At 65.8% G+C, this 20,393-nt stretch carries 17 protein-coding genes; 4 read left to right on the top strand and 13 right to left on the bottom strand.

Features of this window, described 5'->3' with window-relative positions; translation table 11 throughout:
- Positions 1 to 7: 7 nt before the first annotated feature.
- From GMOLON4_RS12740 to GMOLON4_RS12695, 10 genes are all read right to left on the bottom strand, one after another.
- A complete protein-coding gene (locus GMOLON4_RS12740; protein ID WP_026936572.1) occupies positions 8 to 1,057 on the bottom strand; it encodes a lipoate--protein ligase family protein in 1,050 nt (349 codons plus the stop codon).
- A 72-nt stretch (positions 1,058 to 1,129) separates the two neighbouring features.
- Entirely contained in the window at positions 1,130 to 2,014 is an 885-nt protein-coding gene (locus GMOLON4_RS12735) for an alpha/beta hydrolase (protein ID WP_169516494.1), read from the bottom strand.
- Between the two features lie 35 nt (positions 2,015 to 2,049).
- Positions 2,050 to 3,285: an ornithine--oxo-acid transaminase gene (rocD, locus tag GMOLON4_RS12730; RefSeq protein ID WP_026936571.1), complete on the bottom strand. Its 1,236-nt coding sequence runs from the start codon at positions 3,283 to 3,285 to the stop codon at positions 2,050 to 2,052.
- A gap of 15 nt (positions 3,286 to 3,300) precedes the next feature.
- Positions 3,301 to 7,536 carry an aldehyde dehydrogenase family protein gene (locus tag GMOLON4_RS12725; protein ID WP_026936570.1) on the bottom strand — a complete coding sequence of 1,412 codons (4,236 nt, stop codon included), beginning with the start codon at positions 7,534 to 7,536 and terminating at the stop codon, positions 3,301 to 3,303.
- Between the two features lie 59 nt (positions 7,537 to 7,595).
- Positions 7,596 to 8,498 (bottom strand): uroporphyrinogen-III synthase, encoded by a 903-nt coding sequence (locus GMOLON4_RS12720; protein ID WP_035732471.1) that lies wholly within the window; start codon positions 8,496 to 8,498, stop codon positions 7,596 to 7,598.
- A 56-nt stretch (positions 8,499 to 8,554) separates the two neighbouring features.
- Entirely contained in the window at positions 8,555 to 9,370 is an 816-nt protein-coding gene (locus GMOLON4_RS12715; RefSeq protein ID WP_026936569.1) for a chlorite dismutase family protein, read from the bottom strand.
- Positions 9,371 to 9,411: 41 nt separating this feature from the next.
- Positions 9,412 to 9,687, bottom strand: a complete 276-nt coding sequence (locus GMOLON4_RS12710; protein WP_026936568.1) for a DUF3618 domain-containing protein — start codon at positions 9,685 to 9,687, stop codon at positions 9,412 to 9,414.
- Positions 9,680 to 10,159 (bottom strand): phage holin family protein, encoded by a 480-nt coding sequence (locus GMOLON4_RS12705; protein ID WP_084147437.1) that lies wholly within the window; start codon positions 10,157 to 10,159, stop codon positions 9,680 to 9,682. The genes GMOLON4_RS12710 and GMOLON4_RS12705 overlap by 8 nt, the downstream gene beginning before the upstream one ends.
- A 39-nt stretch (positions 10,160 to 10,198) precedes the next feature.
- The gene (locus tag GMOLON4_RS12700; RefSeq protein WP_035732470.1) at positions 10,199 to 10,519 is read right to left on the bottom strand and encodes a hypothetical protein; all 321 of its coding nucleotides are present in this window, start codon (positions 10,517 to 10,519) and stop codon (positions 10,199 to 10,201) included.
- Between the two features lie 114 nt (positions 10,520 to 10,633).
- Complete coding sequence (locus GMOLON4_RS12695) at positions 10,634 to 12,607, bottom strand: M13 family metallopeptidase (RefSeq protein WP_026936566.1); 1,974 nt, start codon at positions 12,605 to 12,607, stop codon at positions 10,634 to 10,636.
- 109 nt (positions 12,608 to 12,716) lie between these two features.
- Here GMOLON4_RS12695 and GMOLON4_RS12690 point away from each other — a divergent pair, with 109 nt between their 5' ends.
- Together GMOLON4_RS12690 and nucS are read left to right on the top strand one after the other, a co-directional pair.
- Positions 12,717 to 14,042 (top strand): MATE family efflux transporter, encoded by a 1,326-nt coding sequence (locus GMOLON4_RS12690; RefSeq protein WP_026936565.1) that lies wholly within the window; start codon positions 12,717 to 12,719, stop codon positions 14,040 to 14,042.
- A 140-nt stretch (positions 14,043 to 14,182) separates the two neighbouring features.
- On the top strand, positions 14,183 to 14,878 hold the full coding sequence (gene nucS / locus GMOLON4_RS12685) for an endonuclease NucS (RefSeq protein WP_026936564.1): 696 nt from the start codon (positions 14,183 to 14,185) through the stop codon (positions 14,876 to 14,878).
- Here the strand turns inward: nucS and GMOLON4_RS12680 are convergent.
- Positions 14,875 to 16,587: a thiamine pyrophosphate-binding protein gene (locus GMOLON4_RS12680; RefSeq protein ID WP_026936563.1), complete on the bottom strand. Its 1,713-nt coding sequence runs from the start codon at positions 16,585 to 16,587 to the stop codon at positions 14,875 to 14,877. The two genes, nucS and GMOLON4_RS12680, sit on opposite strands and share 4 nt — an antisense overlap.
- 26 nt (positions 16,588 to 16,613) lie before the next feature.
- A complete protein-coding gene (locus GMOLON4_RS12675) occupies positions 16,614 to 17,441 on the bottom strand; it encodes a cyclase family protein (protein ID WP_407648491.1) in 828 nt (275 codons plus the stop codon).
- Positions 17,442 to 17,558: 117 nt separating this feature from the next.
- On the opposite strand from GMOLON4_RS12675, the gene GMOLON4_RS12670 reads away from it, so the two are divergent.
- Entirely contained in the window at positions 17,559 to 17,975 is a 417-nt protein-coding gene (locus GMOLON4_RS12670) for a hypothetical protein (protein WP_146137532.1), read from the top strand.
- 82 nt (positions 17,976 to 18,057) lie between these two features.
- On the opposite strand, the gene GMOLON4_RS12665 is transcribed toward GMOLON4_RS12670, so the two are convergent.
- Positions 18,058 to 19,020 (bottom strand): hypothetical protein, encoded by a 963-nt coding sequence (locus GMOLON4_RS12665; RefSeq protein WP_146137533.1) that lies wholly within the window; start codon positions 19,018 to 19,020, stop codon positions 18,058 to 18,060.
- Positions 19,021 to 19,153: 133 nt separating this feature from the next.
- Here GMOLON4_RS12665 and GMOLON4_RS12660 point away from each other — a divergent pair, with 133 nt between their 5' ends.
- Positions 19,154 to 20,386, top strand: coding sequence for a glycosyltransferase family 4 protein (locus GMOLON4_RS12660; RefSeq protein ID WP_026936560.1), 1,233 nt, complete (start codon positions 19,154 to 19,156; stop codon positions 20,384 to 20,386).
- Positions 20,387 to 20,393: the final 7 nt, after the last annotated feature.

Raw genomic sequence — 20,393 nt, 5'->3', positions numbered from 1 at the left:
AGCCCGCCTACGGCACTCGATACGTCCAGTCGCGGCTCGCGAACTTGCTCTCGGCCAGTTCGCGGGCCCGCGCCATCTCCGCATCCGTAATCTCGTCCGCGGTGCCGCCGTGGCGCGAGACGAAGGTGCTCTTGAGGCTTGCGATGATCTCGGCGCGCGACAGTCCAGTCTGCGACTTCAGCGGCGAAACGCGTTTCTTCGCCGACTTCGTGCCCTTGTCGCTCATCTTCTCGCGACCGATGCGCAGCACGCGCACCATTCGATCCGCGTCGATGTCGTACGACAGCGTCGCGTGGTGCAGCACGGCGCCCGAGCCGAGGCGCTTCTGCGCGGCGCCACCGATCTTGCCGCTTGGCGAGGCGATGTCGTTGAGAGGCTCATAGGTCGCCTCGATCCCGAGCGCGCCAAGTGCCTCGAGCACCCACTCGTCGAGATACGCGTACGACTCGGCGAAACTCATCCCCGCGACGAGCTCGGCGGGAACATAAAGCGAATAGGTGACGACCGATTCCGCTTCCATGAACATCGCGCCGCCGCCCGAGATGCGGCGCACCACCTGCACGCCCTCGGCCTCGGCGGCCTCCATGTCAATCTCGTTCTTGACCGACTGGAACGAACCGATGACCGCGGCATCCTCGTTCCACTCCCAGATCCGCAGCGTCGGCCCCCGACGCCCTGCGCCCACCTCTTCGGTGAGCACCTGGTCGAGCGCCACGTGCACGCGGGGCGCGAGGGGGCCGGGATGCAGGATCTTCCAGTCGTAGTCACGCCAATTTCGCGCGCCGGTCAGGGCGCGACGCACCACGACGGCGACGGACTCGGGCGAAAAGCCGAGCAGCTGCGCATCCTGTGGCAGCGCCTCGCGTGCCGCCCTGGTGATGTCCTCGCCCGTTGCCTCGGCCGAAAGGCCTTCAAGGCCCGAGTTCAACGCGCCCAGCGCCTCGTCGGGTTCGAGGAAGAAGTCGCCAGCCAACCGAACGTTCTCAAGCCTGCCCGCGGTCACGTCGAAATCGACCACGACGAGCTTGCCGCCGGGAACCTTGTACTCGCCGTGCAAATCGCGCTTGTCCTGCATGTCTGCCTTCCTCGTGGGCGCCAGACGCGAACGCGCGGCGCGCTAGTGAATTCGTTACGCGGCGGGTGACTCGAAGTGCCAGCGCAACCAATTGGTCAGCCGGTCGGTCACCTCGTCGCGATTAATCTCGTTATAAACCTCGTGCCGCGCATCCGGATAGATCAGCAGCTGCACATCCTGCATCCGCGTCACGTTCCGCAGGCTCGAGGTGAGCGCCTTCGGGCCGCGTGCGCCATAGCCGATCGCGTCGTCGGTGCCCGCCATCACGAGGATGGGCACACGCGCCTCGCGCCCGGCACGGGGTGCGGGTGGAGCGGTCAGGAGCTGCAACGCGCCCACGGGCGTCCAGACGGAGGAGTCGGCGATGTCGAACCCGTACGGGTCGTCGATCATCTTCTGCACCTCGACGGTGTCGCGCGTGAGCCAGCTCATCCCGTGCCCGTCGCCCGACCACTTCTCGTTGAAGTTGCCGACGTTCACGAAGCCCGGGAGGGCGAGCGTCGTGCCCGTCCAGACGATGGCGTCGAACACATCCTGCTCGTTGAAAAAGAGCTGCTGCCCGAGGAGCGACCCCCAGGAGTGGCCAGCTTCGATGAGCGGGATGCCCGGGTACTTCCCTCGCGCCCAGCGAACGGTCTCGCGCATTGCGCGACGAGCCGCGGGCATGCCGCCCGGGCCGAGGTTGCTGAGCCCCCAGCTTCCGACGCCAGTTCGACCGTGGCCGAGCAGATCGTGCGCAACCACGGCGTATCCGGCCGCGTTGAGGTCGCCCGCAAGGCGCTGGTAGCGGCGGGCGTGGTCGCCCGCGCCGTGCGTGACGTGCACGACACCCTTGGGTGACCGGCCCCCGGCCCACTCGTACAGGTGCACGTCAACGCCCTCGATGCGCACGAGGTGCTCGACGTAATCGACCTCGAAACCGTCGTTCGAGGTGTCCATTCCGGGCGTATAAAAGCGCGATGAGACCGGCATTACTACTGCGCCGCCTGCCAGCGGGCGTCGATCACCTCAGTAAACGTGCGGGTAATGAAGTCGACTTCCTCGCGGGTCACGATGAACGGCGGCGCGAGTCGAATGGTCTTCGCACGCGTGTCCTTCGCGAGGATGCCCTTCTCGAGCATGTCTTCACAGACGTCATGCGCGGTGCCAATCTTCGGATCGATGTCGAGCCCCGCCCACAGGCCGGCGCCGCGCACGTCGGTGACGCCACGACCGAGCAACGCCCGGATCGGCTCGAAGAGCGCCGGGTGGAGCTCCTGGCTGTGCTGCTGCCACTTGCCGGTCGCAAGCTCATCGACGACTGCCTTGCCGATCGCTGCCGCGAGCGGGTTGCCGCCGAAGGTCGAGCCGTGCGTGCCGGGCTCGAGCACGCCGAGCACATCCTTGTTGCCGATGACGGCAGACACTGGCAGGATGCCGCCGCCGAGCGCCTTCGCGACGGTGATCAGGTCAGGCTCAATGCCGTCTGCCTCGAACCGGAAGGTCGTGCCGGTGCGGCCGAGGCCTGTCTGCACCTCGTCGACGATGAGGAGGACATTGTGCTCCTGCGTAATCTCGCGTACCTTCGCGAGGTAGCCCTCGTCCGGCACCGCGACGCCAGCCTCGCCCTGAATGGGCTCGACGATGACCGCGACCGTGTTCTCATCGATCGCGCCGCGGACGGCCTCGGCGTCGTTGAACGGTACAAGCTCGAAGCCCGGCGTAAACGGACCGTAGTCCTTGCGCGCGATCGGGTCGTCGCTCAGCGAAATCATGGTCGTCGTGCGGCCGTGGAAGTTCCCTTCCATGCCGATGATCTTGGCCTTGTCTTCGGCCACGCCCTTGACGCGGTAGCCCCACTTGCGCGCGATCTTGATCGCGGTCTCGTTCGCCTCGGCGCCCGTGTTCATCGCGAGGATCATGTCCTTGCCCGCGAGCTTCGCGAGTGCCTCGGCGAAGTCGCCGAATCCCTCGACGTAGACCGCACGGGATGCGATGGAGATCTTCGAGGTCTGCTCGCGCAACACTTCGATGAACTTCGGGTAGGCGTGACCGAACGTGGTGGCGCTGTACGCCGAGAGGCAGTCGAGGTATCGCTTGCCGTCGACGTCGGTGATCCAAGCACCCTCGGCTGATTCGATGACGAGTTCGAGCGGCGCGTAGTTGTTTGCGCTGTGGTCTTTGACCTTGGCAATCTCATCTTTTACGCGCGGCGATACAGAAGCGTTCATGGGGTAACCCTACCGTCAGACTCGCCCAAGGAGGCTGGCATCCGGGTCACGCACGGTTTCGTGCGGGAACAGCCCCTGCATCCGCGCATCCGGACGGCCGTGGCGGTGCGCGCGAATCGAAATCGACTGTTCGCGCAGGAACGGTAGCATCTCGACTCGTCCCGCAAGGGTGACATCGTCGGAGAACACGGCAATGTCGACGCCGTTCTCGAGCGCCCGGCACACTTCGCTGCGAGAGCCGCCGATGAGCCGCAGCCGTGGCGCCGCCCGCAGGCCCTCGGTCGAGAGCCGCGACACGAAGTCCTCGTTCGATTCGATGAGCACCTGGGCGCCTCGCAGTTCGAGCTCGGCGGAGAGCGTCGGCGGGAGCGCCCACGCGGTGGACAGGAGAATCTTGGCCCGTGCGACCGTGGCCGCCACGAGCACATGGCCGAGCTCATCCGCGGTGCCGTCTTCCGAGAAGCGAATGACGCAGGGCGCCGGCCGGTAGCGGAAAAGGTTTCGCTCGACGGGGAGGTTCGTCGCATCCACGACCTCGCCGAACTCCTCGTTCCACGCGATCTGGCAGCTGAGCGCCGTGCGGCGCACGCGCTCGAACTCGTCAAAAGACATCCCCGGCTGCAGCGCCTCGATGAGCCGCGCGACCGGCTCGTCGAGGCCGCGCAGGTGGAGGGTGTGCGACTGCTCATGGTCGTCGGCGCGCCACCGCCCTAGGAACATGATCGTGTTCGGTCCGCCCGACTTGAGCTTCGTGCCGATCATCGACTCTTTCCAGCCGCCGGAGGGCTGGCGCTGCACCTTGTTGCCGAGCACGTCGCGGTTCACGTAGAGGTTTCCCGCCTCGACGCCCTGAACCCACTGCGCAATCTCCGAGCGGTCGAGCGAGTAGAGCCCGGCACCAAGCCCGTAGTCGTAGCGGTTCTGGATGCTGATCGCATCGTCGAGATTCCGCGCGGTCACGACATTGATCACCGGCACCGGCGCGTCGTTGAGCAACGCGCTCGATTCGGAAGATACCCCGGTGCGGATGCCCGGGGTCCAGAGGCGTCCGGTGTCGTCGAGGCTCCGCGGCTGCACGAGCCACTTCTCGTCCTCGCCGAGTTCCGTGAGCATCGCGAGGGCCTTGCCCGTGGCGCGCTTCATGAGCGGCCCGGCTTCTACGGAAGGGTCAGAGGTATAACCCACGCGCGTCGAGGTGACCGCATCGGCAAGCTGCTTGAGGAACCGCTCCGAGCGAGCGGCAGCACCGACCAGGATGAGCGTGGATGGGCGCAGCGGCAACTGTCCTGTCGCGGCCACCACCGAACGTGCGATGTCCGCGGCAGCCTGGTCATAGTCGGCGGCACCGGTCACGACGACGGTCGACTTGCCGCCGACCGAGCCCTGGAGCGGGAGGTCTGGTCGCCACTCGAGGAAGCGGTTCGCGGTGACGTAGGAGCCCTGCATCAAGACGCGCTCGACGCGCGGGTCGACGATGAGCTCGCGGCCAAACTGGTCCTCCGCCATCATCCCGTGATCGGCCGAGACGACCTGGACGAGATCGGCGGGCAGGTCGGTCGACCACAGCACTCGAGCGAGCACGGCTGCCGTGCGCGCAGTGTGCGACGAGGTCTTCAAGACGACCGCGCTGCCCGCAGCCAGCACGCCGAAGATCGTCGCCGCGGTGCTCGACACCGGCGGCACCCAGCCCGGAACCGCCAGCGAGACCCTTACCGGGTCGAACCGAGCGCCCTGCATCCGGTCGAGCTGTCGCGCGAGATGCGCGTCGTAGTTTGCGAGGTCGATCGTTCGGTTGACGTCCTCGTCGACCTCCGCGAAGTTGAGCGAGGTTTCATTCATCGCGACTTCGATCAGCCGCGCACGGTTCGCGTCGATCGCTTTCGCGACCTGCTCGAGCCGCGCCGCACGTTCCCAGCCACTCGTCTGGCTCCAGGACTCGCCCGCCGCCTGTGCGCGACTCAGCACCTCATCGATTTCTTCCGCCGACTTCAGCTCGTGGCTCGCCGCCTCGTCACGCCCGAGATCAGAGTGCGCCGCGCGCCGCTGCACGCGGTCTGACCACTCGCGCGTGGCGCTCACCGTGGGGTCGGATGACGGATCGTTGCGGAACGTATTCCGCAACAGTCGGCCGCGACGCAACCCGAGGACGACCTCGGTGAGGTTCGGTGCCGCACCCGTCTCCGCCGGGTTCATCGAGGGGTCCGCCTCAAAGTCGTTTTCGGCGATCTCGCGCGAGTCCGCGAGATCGCCAGCTTCGTCGGGGACCGCATCCTCGCGCTTACCGCGACGGTCGCCGAGGATGGTGGTTTCGGCCGCGTTCGAGGTCGGGCCCTCGCCCAGGATTGGTGTCGGCCGCGTCGCGACGACGGCCTGATCCTCCGTGCTCGGTTCCTCGCCGAGGAGCCCGGGTGGGAACAGCTCAAGGGCAATGGATGCAGTGATCCCGGGAGCCTCCTCCGGCGCGATGCGCGTCTGGTTCCGGACCGGCCCCGCGTGCACCTGATGCATCCGTGCCGTCGCCTGCAGCACCCGCTCGTCCTCGGAGTGGACCCCGTCGAAGCTGACCTGCGCCGAATCGATTAGGTCGAGGTCGCGCTCGGCCCGGGTGACCAGCGACCACAGGTAGCGGCCAGCGGGTCGCAGCGAATCATCTGCAACCAAAGGGACTCGAGTGCGCACACGCGTGCCCAACTGGAGGAACCGGGAGCGCGACACGTCGCTCTCGGCCTGGTCGGTCACGACCCCGAGCATCGCGAAGTTCCCGCGTAAACGAGCGAGGTGGGCGGCAAATACCGCGTCCATCCGCACCTCGCCAGAGACTTCGAGCTCGATCACACCGCGGTTCTCGGGCGCGAGAATCGCGTCGATGATGCGAAACATGTTCGCATCCACCTCCGCGTCCTCGACGTAGCTCGCGACCTTCCAACCATGCATGACCGCATCCGCCCGCTCCATGGCGCGGTCGGAGAGCCGAAAGAGCGACACGCGCGTGGCGACACCGCCGTCTTCACGGCGCAGGTGTGCGCGCCCTGCGAGCCGGCGCAGGAGCGTGCTGGAGTCGGGGAAGTCCACGGGCACTCGGACGCCGAAGTCGGACCTCTCGAGGCCCTCGAAGTCCATCGTTCGAATCACCGTTTCGATTACGAGCTCGAGGTCGCGCGAACTCTCGGCACGCAGCAGTAGTGCGGTCTGGTGCTCCGCGGCCTCCCGCACGAGTGTGCCGAACCGCACCGAGGCACGATCGGCCGTACCCTCGAAGTCCCACGAACCGTCGTGCGGCTGCAGCTCCCGCCAACCGATTTCAATCTCGCTCACGTTCGGGTTGGCGATCAGCGCCCGTACCCGGGCGAGGTACGCATCCTCGGCAGCATCGCCCAGGATCGCGTCGCTCAACGGAACGACGCGCACGGAGCCATCGCGCTCGGCGATGGCACGGACCGCCTCGTCGAGTGCCGACTCGCGGGTGATCGCATTGCCGAAGAACGCAAGCGCGCCGCGACGGATGGCAGGTACCGCGACGAACGGGATTCCCGCCCCGGCAAACGCACCAAGTTTGAAGAGCCTTCGGGTGCGCCGGGTGAGGGTCGCGGGAATCTCGTCGCGCAAGTCGTTCAGGGCAAAGCCGGAGGCGATCAGGTCGTCCGGCCGAATCACATCGTCAACGAGGCGACGAAGAAACTCGGCACCCCCCTCCGAGCGAAGCGCCCGAAGAAAGTCGTTCGCGGGGTCAAGCTTGTCGCGTTGTCGGTCGTTCGTCGCGGAGTCTTGCGCCGCGAGAACGGCGTCGTGCTCGTTTCGGTCGATCGTGCGCCACTCAGCGAGCGTCTGCAGCGTGGCCGGGATGGCCTGGTCGGCTGGCACGCTCGGTGCCACGTGGTCGTAACGCGGTTCGGTGCGGCCGGTGCCGCCCCTCTCCGGCGGCAGCGGGGCATCTGCTTGGATGATTTGCGGTCGCAGCGGTTTCTGGGCGCTCCCGGCCTGAGCACGATGCCCGACTTCGCCGGTTTCGTTGTCATCCGGTTGCGGGGATGCGACCGGGATGAAGATCGCATCCTCCCGGTTGTGGATGCTCACCGGATCGTCATCGGCCTGCTTCTTCTCGAGAATTTCGCGCACGAGGTCGGCGCGCTCGACGCGCCGTGCCCGTACCTGCTCAATATCTCCGCGGTGAAACTCTTCGTCACCGCGACGTCCCCGGGAATCAACTGAGCGTGGCTCGTTCGTTTCATCGGGGGTGAAAGGAGTTGCCATGAGCCGAGCCTAGCGAGCGGACCTCGAAGTATTGCGTGCCACTCGCCGCAAACGTCCCCCTAGCTGAGGTCCATCGGCCCTGTGTCGGGTCGTGCCTCATCGGATGCGGGCACGTCCTGTTTGCTGATCACGGCGTCGTCGTCCCACGCCGCAATCGAGCGCAGGTCGATCATCGCTGTCTCCGGCATAACCTCTCCCGCCGCGACCCACGCAAGGCCGTCGAGCAGCGAGCCCACCGAACGGTGCCGCGCAACGACATCGATCCGCAGACCGAGCGCGCGCGCATCCTTCGCGGTGCGCGGGCCGATCGCGCCGAGCGCGATGTCGTCCGGGATGCGCTCAAACTGCTTGATGAGCTGCTCCGCGACCGAGCCGCTCGTCACGAGAATTGCGCGGATGCGCGAATGCGAGATGTCGTGCTGGATGGACTCCGCGGCAGGCACTCCGACCGAGCGATACGCGACCAGAGAGTCGACCTGGTGGCCGCGCCGACTCATCCCACGCTCCAGCGCCGGCTTGGATGCCGCCGAGTGCAGCCACAGCACCCGCACCTTCGGCATCCGTCGCTGAATCTCGGGCCACTCGACGAGCAGCCCCTTTGCGGAGTTGTCGTGGGTTGGGACGAAATCGACCCGGTAGCCGCTCGCGACGAGCGACGATGCGGTGGTCTCCCCCGCGGCCGCGATCAGCGTTCCTTCGGGTATGCGCACGTTCATTGAGTGCATGACGTCGACCGTCGTCGCGCTCGTGACCGCGAGCCAGTCATATGCGCCCGCTTGGAGCCGAACGAGCGCGTCCGCAAGCAGCTCGGCGTCTTCGGGCGCTGGGCTCGCAAAGTTAATCAGCGGCGCAATGATGGGGAAAGCTCCCCGCGCGCGAACTGCTTCGGCAGCATCGTTACCGAATGTTCCGCCGCGCGGCACCAGAACCTTCCAGCCCTTGAGAGGCTGGCCTGTCGTCATACTTGCCGTCCGTTTCAGTGACTCTAAAGAGTCGAGGCGATTACTCCGCCTCTACGCTATCGAAGAATTTCGTACAGTTCAGCGGGTGTCACAATCCGCCCTGTACGAGGGGTCGCGACCGTCATCAGGCCGCTTTCGAGCAGGCCGAGCGAGGGCCCAATAAGTTCGCTGGGGTCGTCGGTTTCGACCGCGGCGTAGAGGCGAATCGGGCCGACCCCAAGCTGCGCGTGCAGACTTGTCGTGTCACCCTCGAGGCCACCCTCCTCTTCGACCTCTTCTTCGTCTTCCGAGCGCGAGCCGCCGAGCGCGTGGCGGCCTTCGGAGCGCGGCGTCACTGCCGCATCGATGCCTTCCGAAACGAGCTCGCGGGCCGCCAGCACTTCGCTCTCGAGGTCACCGGCAAACTCCGGGTCGAGATTATCGACGTCGGGGTCGTCCAGCTCGTCTTCGCCGAAGATCTCTTCCTCAGAATCAGCGTCGACCGATCCCGGGGAAACCGGGGCGAGGCTGACCCAGGTACGGGGGTCTTCCTCGATCTCGCTTACTCCGAGTGCCAGCACCGATTCGATGACGAGCGTGTCGCCAAGCAGCTGCGTGCGGTGCAGCTGACGCTTCGCCCACTGAAGGTCATCCACGGTCTCCGAGGTCAGCCAGATCATGACCGAGGCGCTCGTGTCGAACCCGGTGAGGTCGTACGCGCCGCGCACGCGCACGTGGCTCTCCGCGAGTTCGCTAAAGACCGTCTCGAGCTCGTTCGTCAGCCGAATCGCCTCATTTGCAGATGCTCGCGACTCGATGAGCTCGGTCTCGGCGAAAACGAGGAACAGCGAGTACAGCGCAGCGCGCTCGGTGAAATCTGTGGGCTCAGACATTGCGGTTGGTTCCTTGTGCAGCTGGAGGATGGGGAGAGTAGCTAGCGGCCGCGGCGCGCGAGTCCGACGACTCCCGCAATGATGCCGCCGATGAGCACCACGGCGCTGGCGGCGACACCGATGACGGTTGCGGGAGACTCGTCCGTGGCCTTGCGCAGCTGCGTCTTGCGCTCATCCAGCCACTCGCCGAACCGTGCCGGCACGTCGAGCTTGTACTCGAGCGCGTCGAGGGTTTCGGCGAGCTCGCGACGGGTGTGCTCAATGTCGCGGCGGAGTTCGCCGGAGCTGCGCTTCGGCGCCGGGTTGTCGTTACTCATACTTGCCAACTCCCTTAACTGCGTTGACGTCCTGCTTGATGGAGGCAACGGTTTCTTCGGGCATGACGCCCTTCATCTTCTTGAACAGCGAGATTGCGACGAGCGCGGCGATGATCATGATGACCAGCAGGACACCGGCAACGATCAGCGCGGACAGCCACGGCGCAAAAACGGTGTTCAGCCCGAGGATGGCGGCCGTGATGAGGACAGCCCACAGCGTCAGCGCGAAGAACGCGACGACGGCGAACAGACCCGCGCCGATGCCACCGAACTTTGCCTTGGCCGTCAGTTCGATCTTGGCATGCTCGATCTCATCCTTGGCGAGCTTTGCGGCGAGCCCGGGAAGGCTGCCAGCGAGCTTGCCGACGGATCGCCGGGACTTGGGATTGAATCGTCCCAGTTTGGCGGGGGCCTCGGCGTTGGGGAACGGCCCGCGCACGGGCTCTTGAGAAGACTTGTCGTAGTCGCTCATTGCGCTACTGCCTTTCGATCGCTGTGGAGGTGGGCCGTGCTAGGACTTGGCGGGGTTGGGAACCGTCCCCGTGGGCGCCTCGGGCGTGCTCTTCTTGGACTTCACGCCGTTGCCGATCACCTTGTCGACCAGCCCCGAGGCAACCTTGCCAGCACCGCGGAACGAAGACTCGACGGCCTTCGGCACGTACTTGCTCGTGAGGCCCTGAACGTTCTGCACCTGCTTCTGCACGGGTCCCGAGTTCCAGACGGACTGCGTCGCCTTCGCAATCTGGTCATAACGGTCACGGCCCGCACGCGCACCGAGCACGTATCCAGCGGCGAGGCCAACAACGAGGGAGAGCTTGCTCGAGGTCTTCATCCTGTTCCCTTCAGTCCATGTGCTGCATGCAACCCACCGAGTCGGTGTCCTTGACGTGCAGCAATTCCAAAAATCAAGCGTAGTCGCACGTTCGTCACGGTTTCGTGAACGCCGTTACCAGATTGCGACGCGCTCCGATTGATCGAGCCACAGCCCGTCGTCCTTCGTCACGCCAAAGGTTTCATAGAACGGGTCGAGGTTGCTCACGATCTGATTGCAGCGGAACTCGGCCGGCGAGTGCGGGTCGACCGCGAGCAGCATCTTCATGTACTCGGGGCGACGCTTCTCGCGCCAGGCCTGTGCCCAGGAAAGGAAGAATCGCTCGGCGCCGGTGAGGCCGTCGATAATCGGTGCTTCTTCGCCGCCGAGGTGGCTCTGGTACGCCTTCCAGGCGATGCCAAGCCCGCCGAGGTCGCCGATGTTCTCACCGATCGTGAGCTCGCCGTTGACCTTCTCACCGTCGACGCCCTCAGGCGAGAGCTCCGCGTACTGGCCGATCAGCGATGCCGTGTGCTTCTCGAAAGCCTCGCGGTCCGCATCCGTCCACCAGTTCTCGAGCTTGCCGTCGCCGTCGTACTTCGAGCCCTGATCGTCGAAGCCGTGGCCGATCTCGTGGCCGATGACGGCCCCGATCGCGCCGTAGTTGGCGGCGGCATCGCGGTCCTCGTCGAAGAAGGGGAACTGCAGGATGGCCGCGGGAAACACGATCTCGTTCTGCGTCGGCAGGTAATAGGCGTTCACGGTCTGCGGTGTCATGAGCCAGAGCTCGCGGTCGACGGGTTTGCCGACCTTGGAATACTCCCAGTCCGATTCGAAGACGGCCGCGCGGCGGACGTTACCGACGAGATCGTTCGGCGAGACGTGCAGATCCGTGTAGTCGCGCCACTTCGAGGGGTAGCCGATCTTCGGCGTGAACTTGCCGAGCTTCTCGAGCGCACGCTCCCGCGTCTCGGGGCTCATCCAATCGAGGTTCTGGATGGAGTCTCGGTAGGCGTCGAGCAGCCCCGCGACGAGGTCATCCATCTTCTCCTTGGCGCTCGGCTTGAAGTGGCGCGCGACGTACTCCTCACCGATCGCTTCGCCGAGGAGCGACTCGGCGTGGCCGACGCCGCGCTTCCAGCGGTCGCGCTGCTCTGGGACGCCCTGCAGCGTCGTGCCGAAGAATTCGAAATTCGCCGCCGAGATCTCGGGGCTCAGAATCGCCGCGTGCGCGAGCACGATGCGCCACACGAGCCAATCGCGCCACTGCTCAAGTCGTTCCTCGACGAGCAGCGTCGCGAGACCGTCGGCGTAGCTCGGCTCGCTCAGCACGAAATTGTTGAAGGTGCCCTCGGGAGCCTGTAGCTCCTGCATCCACCCCTTAATGTCTTGCCCGCTGAACCGTCCGAGGAACTCGTCGAGTGTGGTCGGGTTGTAGGTAAGGTCGGCTTCGCGGGTCTTCACGACGTCCCAGTGGTGGGATGCGATGGCCGTCTCGAGGTCGAACACGTTCTTCGCGCGCTCGCCGGGGCGGGGCACGTCGGTGAGCACGAACATCCGCTCGATGTGGGCGAGGTAGGCCTCGCGAATCTGCGCGTACTGTTCCTCGCGGTAGTAGGACTCGTCGGGAAGGCCGAGGCCGGACTGGCCAAAGTACAGCGCGTTCGTGGTCGGGTCGCCGAGGTCGCCGATCACATACTGGCCGAAGAACCCGCCGACGCCCTTGCGCTCGTTGCGACCGAGCAGCCAGAGGAACTCGTCGATCGAGGAGACGACGAGCGCCTGCATGATGTCCTGCGAGATCGGGTCGGCGCCGAGTCGAGCGAGCAGTTCCTCGTTCATGAACGCCGCGTATGCATCCGCGGCCTTGCGCAGACCCGAGTCTTCTGGCGCAGCCGCGCTGCCCTCGAGGATCTCGCGAACCGCGACCTCCGCCTCGTCGTGGAGGATGTGGAACGAACCGAACGAGGCCTTATCGGCGGGAATCTCGGTCTCGGCACGCCACTTTCCGTTGACGTGACGGAAGAGGTCATCCTGCGGTCGAACCCCTTCGTCGAGTGAGTCGAAATCGATCCCGGAACGAAGCTGCGCGCTATTGCTGGTCGTCATGATGACCAGAGTACCCATCGGCGGATGGGCGAATTCGGCACGGGCGCGACGGTTCGCTGGGCGCGTAGTTGGCGACACTAACCCGAACGTTTCCTGGGAGAATGATCAAGTGACCGCGCGCTTTGAGACGACCCGACGCATCCTGGCCCTTGCCGTGCCCGCGCTCGGCGCGCTCGTCGCGCAGCCACTCTTCGTCATGACGGATACCGCGATGGTCGGTCACCTCGGCGAATCGGTGCTTGCCGGGCTCTCGATCGGCGCCACGATCATCACGACGATCACGGGCCTGATGGTGTTCCTGGCGTACACGACGACGCCGACTGTCGCTCGGCGCCTCGGTGCCGGCGATCGCGCGGGCGCGATCCGCGCGGGTATCGACGGGATGTGGCTGGGGCTTGGCAGCGGCATCATCCTGCTGCTGATCGGCCTGATTGTTGCAGGACCGGCGGTGAGCGCGTTCACCGACGATCCGTTCGTCTACGAAGCGGCGATGAGCTACCTCACCGTCTCGCTGTGGGGCCTGCCCGGCATGCTGCTCGTGATCGCGGGAACCGGTCTTCTGCGCGGTTTGCAAGACACTCGCACCCCGCTCGTGGTCGCGGTCGGTGGCGCGGTCATGAACGTCGGGCTCAATGCGCTGCTTATTTATGGGGCACAGCTGGGCATCGCGGGGTCCGCGCTCGGCACAATCATTTCTGAGACGTTGATGGCCGTCGTCTACATCATCGTCGCAGTGCGCGCGGCGAACGAGCACGACGTGAGCCTGTCGATGGGCATCGGTAAGCCCCGCGAGGCCCTGCGCGATTCCGCGCTCATGATCCTGCGCACGGTGACGCTGCGCATCGCCCTCCTACTGCTCGTTTGGGCTGGCGCCCAACTCGGGGTCTCCGAACTCGCGACCCTGCAGGTGACCTACACCGTCTACAACGTGCTCGTGTTCATGTTGGATGCGCTGGCCATCGCCGCACAGGCCATGATCGGTCATGACTTGGGCGCCGGGGATCGGAGCCAGGTGAAGCGACTCACCTGGACCCTCGTGTGGTGGGGAATCGGCCTCGGCGTCATCTTGATGCTCATCGTGGGCGCCCTGTCGCCATTCCTTGGCAGGCTGTTCGTGAACGAGTTCGCCGTGCTCGACATGCTGCCTTCGGCATTCATCACGATGGCGGTGTTCCTGCCCGTCGGCGGGCTCGTATTCGTGCTGGACGGCGTGCTCATCGGAGCAGGAGACGTGAAGTACCTCGCGATCATCGGGATCATCCCGCTGATCGTGTTTGTCGGGCTGGTGTTCCTCGTGCTTGGGACGGGCGCGGATGGCGCGGCCGGGGTGAACCTATTGTGGGGCGCCTTCGGCGGCTACCTCATCGCGCGTGGCGTGACGCTAGTGGCGCGGGCCGTGACCGACCGCTGGATCGTGCTCGGCGCATCCCGATAAGGACCTTCGACGCTTGCCCTTGCGGGAAGGTGATTGAGCGGGTCGAAAGGGGCGCGAGCCTGTCGAACGGGGCGCTCCGACCTGCACCTCATGTTCCCGAACGCCACGCGCTCCCGCCCAAACCGACTACCCTATTTCGGATGCGCCTCGTCATTGCTCGTTGCTCGGTCGACTATGTCGGCCGCCTCACCGCACACCTACCCGAAGCTACACGTCTGCTCATCCACAAAGCGGATGGCTCGCTGCTTGTCCACAGTGACGGCGGCTCGTACAAGCCGCTCAACTGGATGAGCCCGCCTGCGGTGTTCGACATCGTCGAGCTGAGCGAAGACCAGAAGCTGGCCGGTGTGATCGAGTGCTGGGAGGTCATGCACCGGAAGTCCGGCGACAAGCTGCGCGTGAACATCTACGAGTGGATCTCGGATGAGCGCTTCGAGCTCGGGGTTGACCCGGGGTTGACCAAGGATGGCGTCGAGTCGCACTTGCAGGAGCTCCTCGCCGCCCAGATCGAGCGGCTCGGCGACGGACACACCCTCGTGCGCCGCGAGCACATGACCGCGATCGGCCCCGTCGACATCCTCGCGCGGGACCCGGAGGGCAAGGCCGTGGCCGTCGAGATCAAGCGCCGCGGCGAGATCGACGGCGTCGAGCAGCTCACCCGCTACCTCGAGCTGATGAACCGGGATCCGCTCCTCGCCCCGGTCACCGGCATCTTCGCCGCGCAGGAGATCAAGCCCCAGGCTCGCACCCTCGCCGAGGACCGCGGCATTCGCTGCGTTGTACTCGACTACGAGGAAATGCGCGGCGACGATTCGGGCATCCTCCGCCTGTTCTAGTGCTTGAGGGCGTCGGCGAGCCACCACGAGGCCTCGCCGACTACCTTCGCATCCACCACCAGCGGCTTCGTCAAGCCCGCGCGCACCAACGCAGCGACCCGATCAAGGTCGCTCGCCGTCCGCACAGTGATGCCGTCATAGCCGTACCCGCGCGCGATCGCCGCGATGTCCGTGTCCGGGAAGACCACCGCATCCCGCAAACCACCCTCGGGCTCGTAGTGGTAGACCTCCGCGCCGTACGCATTGTCGTTGTAGATCACGATCAACATCGGCAGGTCGAGCCGCCCAACGGTCTCGAGATCGGCGATGCTCATCAGGAATCCGCCATCACCGCTCGCGAGCACCGGCAGCCGGTCGGGCCGCGCGAGCGCGCCGCCGATCGCCGTTGCAAGGCCAAGCCCGATGGCCTGGAACGCCTGCGTCATGACGTACCCGTTCTCATCCGGCACATCGATGAACATGCTCGGGTGGCCCATGAAATTGCCCGAGTCGATCGCGAGGATGCGCTCCGCGGGAAGCATGTCGTCGAGCACGATCGACAGGATGCGCGGGTCGATCCGATCGGCCGTGCTCGCATCCTCGAACGGTACGCTTCGCCACTTGATCTCGGCCGCGATGCGCTGCTTGAGTGATTCGGACCGGTAGCCGAAGTTGTCTGGGCGAGAGGAGTCAGGGACGGATGCGTCTGGGCCGACGTTGTCCCCGCGAGAAAAGTCTGAGTCGGATGTGCCTGGCCCGGATGCGCGAAGCAGCTCGGTCGTCGCAGCTGCGGTGCCCGCGACGTCGCCCAATATCCCGAGGTCAACCGAGCGCTGGCGCTCGAGACCGCCGGGCTCGATATCGACCTGCACGAGCTTGGTGTCGGGCGAAAGTAGCTTGCCGTGGCGCGTCGTCCACTGGTTGAGCGCGGTCCCCCAGCCGACGACGAGATCCGCGCCGCCGATGAGTTCCACCGTGAGCGGCGACGAAAATCCGCCAGCAACGTTGATGGACCAGGGGTTTCCCGCGAACAGGCCCTTAGCGACGGCGCCCTCGGCCAGCAGCGCACCGGTGGCATCGGCGAGTACCGCGAGCGCATCGCGTGAGGCCGCGCCGCGAGCGCCGCGGCCGGCGATGAAGACCGGGCGTTTCGAGGCTCGAAGCGCTTCGGCGAGTTCTTCGATCGCTTCGTCGGATGCGCGGGGTGCCGAGAACGGCGCGACCGGCCGGAGTGTGGGCAAGGTTGGCAGATCGCGCTCCTGCACCTCCATCGGCAGGTGGAAGACGACCGTGCGACGCTCGCGGAGCGCGATCGCGTAGGCGCGCCGCGCATCCTCGAGTGCCGTTTCAGGCGAGCGGAGTCGGACGTTCGTTGCCCCGACCGAGGTGGCCAGCGCATCCTGATCGATGAAGAAATTCGAGGCGGGATTCGCCGTGTCGCCCGCAATCACGATGAGCGGGGTGCGGCTCTTCGCCGCCTCGCCGATGCCGGTTACGGCGTTGGTGAGGCCGCATCCGGGATGCAGCGAGACAACGGCAACTTCGCCGGACATGCGCGCGTACGCATCCGCCATCGTGACCGCGCCGCCTTCGTGGCGCGCGGCCACGAAGCTGACGCCGCCCTCGATGAGGCCGTTCGTCGCCAGGATGTTGCCGCTGCCGACCACTCCGAACGCGCGCCGCACCCCGAGTTGCGCGAGTGCGTGACCTACTGCTTCGCCGACGTTCATGTGTGCCGTTTCTGACAGATTGAGTTTCACTTCGAAACCAGCGCGAGGACGCGCGCCGGGCTCGCAGTGCCGCCCACGATCGGCAGCGGGCTGACGACGATCACGGCACCGGTGACGGGAAGCGAAGCGAGGTTCTGCAGCGAAGTCACGCCGTACTTGTCGTTGCCGAGCAGGTAGTAGTGCACCGGCATCGGCGGCTCGAGCACGAAACCATCGCCGGCGTCAATGCCGACCGTCTCGACGCCGAAGCCCGCGATCTCCGTCTCTTCCGCCAGCCAGCGCGCGGCCTCCGAAGTAACTCCCGGCGTATGGCTCGTGCCGTCGTAGAAGTTGAGAAACGCATCCTGATCCTGTGACCGCTTGTCCCAGCCCGTGCGGTAAAGCAGCCAGCCGCCGGCCGGAAGCTTGCCGTGCTCGACCTCCCACTCCTGGATGTGTTCGACCGTCAGCAGGAAGTCGGGGTTCTCCGCGGCCTCAGCGCTCTTGTCGATGACCACGGCGGGGCCGACAAGGCGCGGCACCGGTATCTGCGAGACATCGTCGCCGTCGCGTCCAGAGATCCAGTGGATGGGCGCGTCGAGGTGCGTGCCGATGTGCTCACCAACGTGGAGATTGTTGTGGGCCCAGAAGGGACCCGCGTCGTCGAATTCGCTCACCTTCTCGATGCTGAGGTCGATGAGGTTCGAGAACGGCTCGGGCAGCTGCAGCGTCGGGGTCTCGGGGCTGAGCTTGTTCGTGAGGTCGATGACCTCGATGCCGCCGGATGCGAGCCCCGCGACGAGCGCGGTCAGCACGTTCTGGTCAGTGTTTGGGGAAGTGTTGGGGGAAGTGTTGGTCGAGGAGGAAGTGGACACCCTTGTTCCTTCGGTCAGTGGCTCTCTCTTGGCTACTAGTATCCGTGACGTTACGGTGCCGTTCACACGCGCTGGCTACGCTGGCAGTACGCGAACACATCAACATTGGTGGGCATCATGTGGCGCTGGACTCTCATCGGTATCTCAATTTTCAACGTCGTCAGCTGCATTCTCGGGTTCTACTATCTCGTCATCGCCGGTGCGCCCGGCATGCCGTTCGACGAGGTCATGCGCCCGAGCATATTCACGAGCTTCGTCATCCCCGGCTGGATCCTGCTCGTGGTCGTGGGCGGCACCCAGCTCGCGGCGCTGATCACGCTGTGGAAGCGACGCGCATCCGCCGCGTTCTGGTCCGGCGTCGCGGGATTCGGAATGGTGATCTGGATCTACGTAGAAGTGGTGCTGATGACCGGCACGGGCATCCTGCACCACATCTACCTCGCTGCCGGGCTCGCCCAGCTTGGCTTTACGCTCGCGCTCCTTGGCATTTTCGATCGACGCGCGGCCGCCGCGGTTGAACGTCCCGACCGGTAGCGAGGCGACTCGCTGGCGCTCGCTGCGGAGGATGCACGACCCGCGCTAGCATTGCGCAGTCGCGTTCGCGGGTTGCGCCGGTTTAGCGGATGCGGAGGGTCGCGGTGACTGCGCGGCCTCGCGTGCGCAGTTCGAGGGCGTCGACCCGGTAGTCCTCGGGAAGATCGGGAATCAGGTCAAACGGCGTACTGGCCCACTCCCGGATGCGCTTGCGAAACACGAATAGCGCGAGCTTTGCGAACGGGTTTGAGGTCTTGAGCGAGAAGTCGCGCACCGTGACCTTCGCGGATGCATTGTGCAGCGCCGCGACAACATGCGCACTCACGCGCAGCCCGATGAACTTACAACCGCCGTCGAGCGTGCCGGTCAGCGTCACGAGCTGTTCCCCGCCCATCGGCCGCTCGATATCGACGTCAAAGTCGACTTCCTTGACACGGCCCTGTGCCTCCTTCGCCATGGCATCCGCCATCGCGCGGAACATGGCCCGCGCGTCGTCAATATCGAACTGCAGCTCTCCGTCGGCCTGAAATCCGGGGCGCTTTCGCCCCGCGTCGAACCACAGGACGCCGTCAACGTCCTCCACCCAGTCGACCGCGAGGTTCTTCGCATCCACTGCGACCGTTACTGGGAGCGATTCAAGGTGGATGGGTTTCCCGGTAAGCCGCACGCGGCCGGCCACCGCTTCAACCCGCGCCGCGATCTCGGGCCGGGGCGCGCCAGCAGCGTCGCCGGGTTCGTCTTCGGCAGACCCGGGCTGCGGCGCTTCATCCAGTGCGATCGGGATCACGGCGTCGCTGACGTCCACGACGATCTCCGCGATGTCGGGATGCGCGGCAACCGTCGCGCGCACACGCTCGCGCGTCGGCGCTGGCAGCCTGGCATCGCTCTCCGCGAGTTGAGCGTCAATCAGCGCCACGACGGCATCGTTGAGATCAGGCTCGGTAGTTGGGATCGGCCGGACTCCGATCCGGAGCGCTTCGGAGGACACTGTGCTGCTCGGAGCCTCGTTCTTCGGAATCTCGTTCTTCGGGCCGTCAATCGTCACGTTCGGGTTCCCCACTCTTGCTGCGTTCAGGCCGAGTATACGAACCTCCCTGTTTGGTCTCGCGTGGCGCACCTCGATATGCCGCTCCGCGCCTACTCGGAGATTGAATGTCGACCGTCGTATGCTCGAGGCGATGCGATTCTTCTTTGACGCGCGCTACATCCGCACCGATTTTCACGACGGGATTAGCCGCTACTCGGCCCAACTCGGCAACGCTGTGCACGCGCAGTCGCCCGATGAGGTGACCTTCCTCATCCACGACGAGCGCCAGCTCGAGCACCTCCCCGAGGGCGCGAAGTGGCTGCTGTTCCACTCGAACGAGTCGGCGCTCGAGCCGATCGCCGCGATGAAGCTCAACAAGTATCGGCCGGACGTCGTCTTCTCGCCGCTGCAGACCATCGGCACCGCCGGGCGCAAGTTCAAGGTAATCGTCACGCTTCACGACCTCATTTACTACCGCCACCGCAAGCCGCCGACCAATCTCAGCCCGCTGCTTCGGCTGGGCTGGCGCGCCTACCACCTCACGTACGGCCCGCAGCGGCTCGCGCTCGACGGCGCGGATGCGGTGGCCACGGTTTCCGAGACCTCCAAGCGCGAGATCCTCGGTCACCGGCTCACGAAGCGGCCGGTCGTGGTCATCCCGAACGCGCCCAACGACCTGCGCGCGCTCCTGCCCGAGGCGCAAGAGACGCCGATCCTGAACCAAACCGCGGCGAAGCTGGGCCAGTCCGCCGCCCAGCTGGATCACGCATCTAGCAGCGCAGCCGCTACAGCCGAGCCGCACCACCCGCCGGCGACCACGAGCCAGACCTCCTCAGACATTGCCGACGCGAGCCAGCCCATCCGAAACCTCGTCTACATGGGCTCGTTCATGCCGTACAAGGGCGTCGAGACGCTGATCGAGGGGATGCGCGAGCTGCCCGGCCGCACGCTCCACCTCCTGAGCAGGATCAACCAGGAGCGGCGGCGCGAACTCGAGGCGATCGTGCCGGCGGGCGCGGACGTCGTGTTCCACGAGGGGGTCAGCGACGAGGAATACGCGCAGATCCTGCACGACGACGCGGTGCTCGTTACCGCGTCGCTCGACGAGGGCTACGGCCTGCCGATCGCGGAGGCGCTCGCCCTTGGCACCCCCGCAGTCGTCACGGACCTCGAGATCTTCCACGAGGTTGCAGGCGACGGAGCGCGCTATTTCGCGCCGTGGGACGCGCGCGCGTTTGCCGCGCAGGTCGGTGCGCTCGACGACCCTGCGGCGCGAGAGGCGACAATCGCGGCCGGTCTCGAGCACATGCGCCAGTTCACCTGGGAGCGCTCGGCGCGCATCCTCTGGGAGACCGCGACGAAGCTCGCAAGCGAACGAGGCTAGGCTGAAC

The sequence above is a fragment of the Gulosibacter molinativorax genome, assembly GCF_003010915.2.
Taxonomy (GTDB): domain Bacteria; phylum Actinomycetota; class Actinomycetes; order Actinomycetales; family Microbacteriaceae; genus Gulosibacter; species Gulosibacter molinativorax.
Note: the sequence above shows the minus strand (reverse complement) of the source record. Positions and strands in the feature narration are given on the sequence as shown.

What these genes read in the sequence shown, in the direction of transcription:
- GMOLON4_RS12735 (WP_169516494.1), bottom strand. Translation starts at nt 2,014, where the DNA reads ATGGACACCTCGAACGACGGTTTCGAGGTCGATTACGTCGAGCACCTC.
- rocD (WP_026936571.1), bottom strand. Translation starts at nt 3,285, where the DNA reads ATGAACGCTTCTGTATCGCCGCGCGTAAAAGATGAGATTGCCAAGGTC.
- GMOLON4_RS12725 (WP_026936570.1), bottom strand. Translation starts at nt 7,536, where the DNA reads ATGGCAACTCCTTTCACCCCCGATGAAACGAACGAGCCACGCTCAGTT.
- GMOLON4_RS12720 (WP_035732471.1), bottom strand. Translation starts at nt 8,498, where the DNA reads ATGACGACAGGCCAGCCTCTCAAGGGCTGGAAGGTTCTGGTGCCGCGC.
- GMOLON4_RS12715 (WP_026936569.1), bottom strand. Translation starts at nt 9,370, where the DNA reads ATGTCTGAGCCCACAGATTTCACCGAGCGCGCTGCGCTGTACTCGCTG.
- GMOLON4_RS12710 (WP_026936568.1), bottom strand. Translation starts at nt 9,687, where the DNA reads ATGAGTAACGACAACCCGGCGCCGAAGCGCAGCTCCGGCGAACTCCGC.
- GMOLON4_RS12705 (WP_084147437.1), bottom strand. Translation starts at nt 10,159, where the DNA reads ATGAGCGACTACGACAAGTCTTCTCAAGAGCCCGTGCGCGGGCCGTTC.
- GMOLON4_RS12700 (WP_035732470.1), bottom strand. Translation starts at nt 10,519, where the DNA reads ATGAAGACCTCGAGCAAGCTCTCCCTCGTTGTTGGCCTCGCCGCTGGA.
- GMOLON4_RS12695 (WP_026936566.1), bottom strand. Translation starts at nt 12,607, where the DNA reads ATGACGACCAGCAATAGCGCGCAGCTTCGTTCCGGGATCGATTTCGAC.
- nucS (WP_026936564.1), top strand. Translation starts at nt 14,183, where the DNA reads ATGCGCCTCGTCATTGCTCGTTGCTCGGTCGACTATGTCGGCCGCCTC.
- GMOLON4_RS12680 (WP_026936563.1), bottom strand. Translation starts at nt 16,587, where the DNA reads ATGAACGTCGGCGAAGCAGTAGGTCACGCACTCGCGCAACTCGGGGTG.
- GMOLON4_RS12670 (WP_146137532.1), top strand. Translation starts at nt 17,559, where the DNA reads ATGTGGCGCTGGACTCTCATCGGTATCTCAATTTTCAACGTCGTCAGC.
- GMOLON4_RS12660 (WP_026936560.1), top strand. Translation starts at nt 19,154, where the DNA reads ATGCGATTCTTCTTTGACGCGCGCTACATCCGCACCGATTTTCACGAC.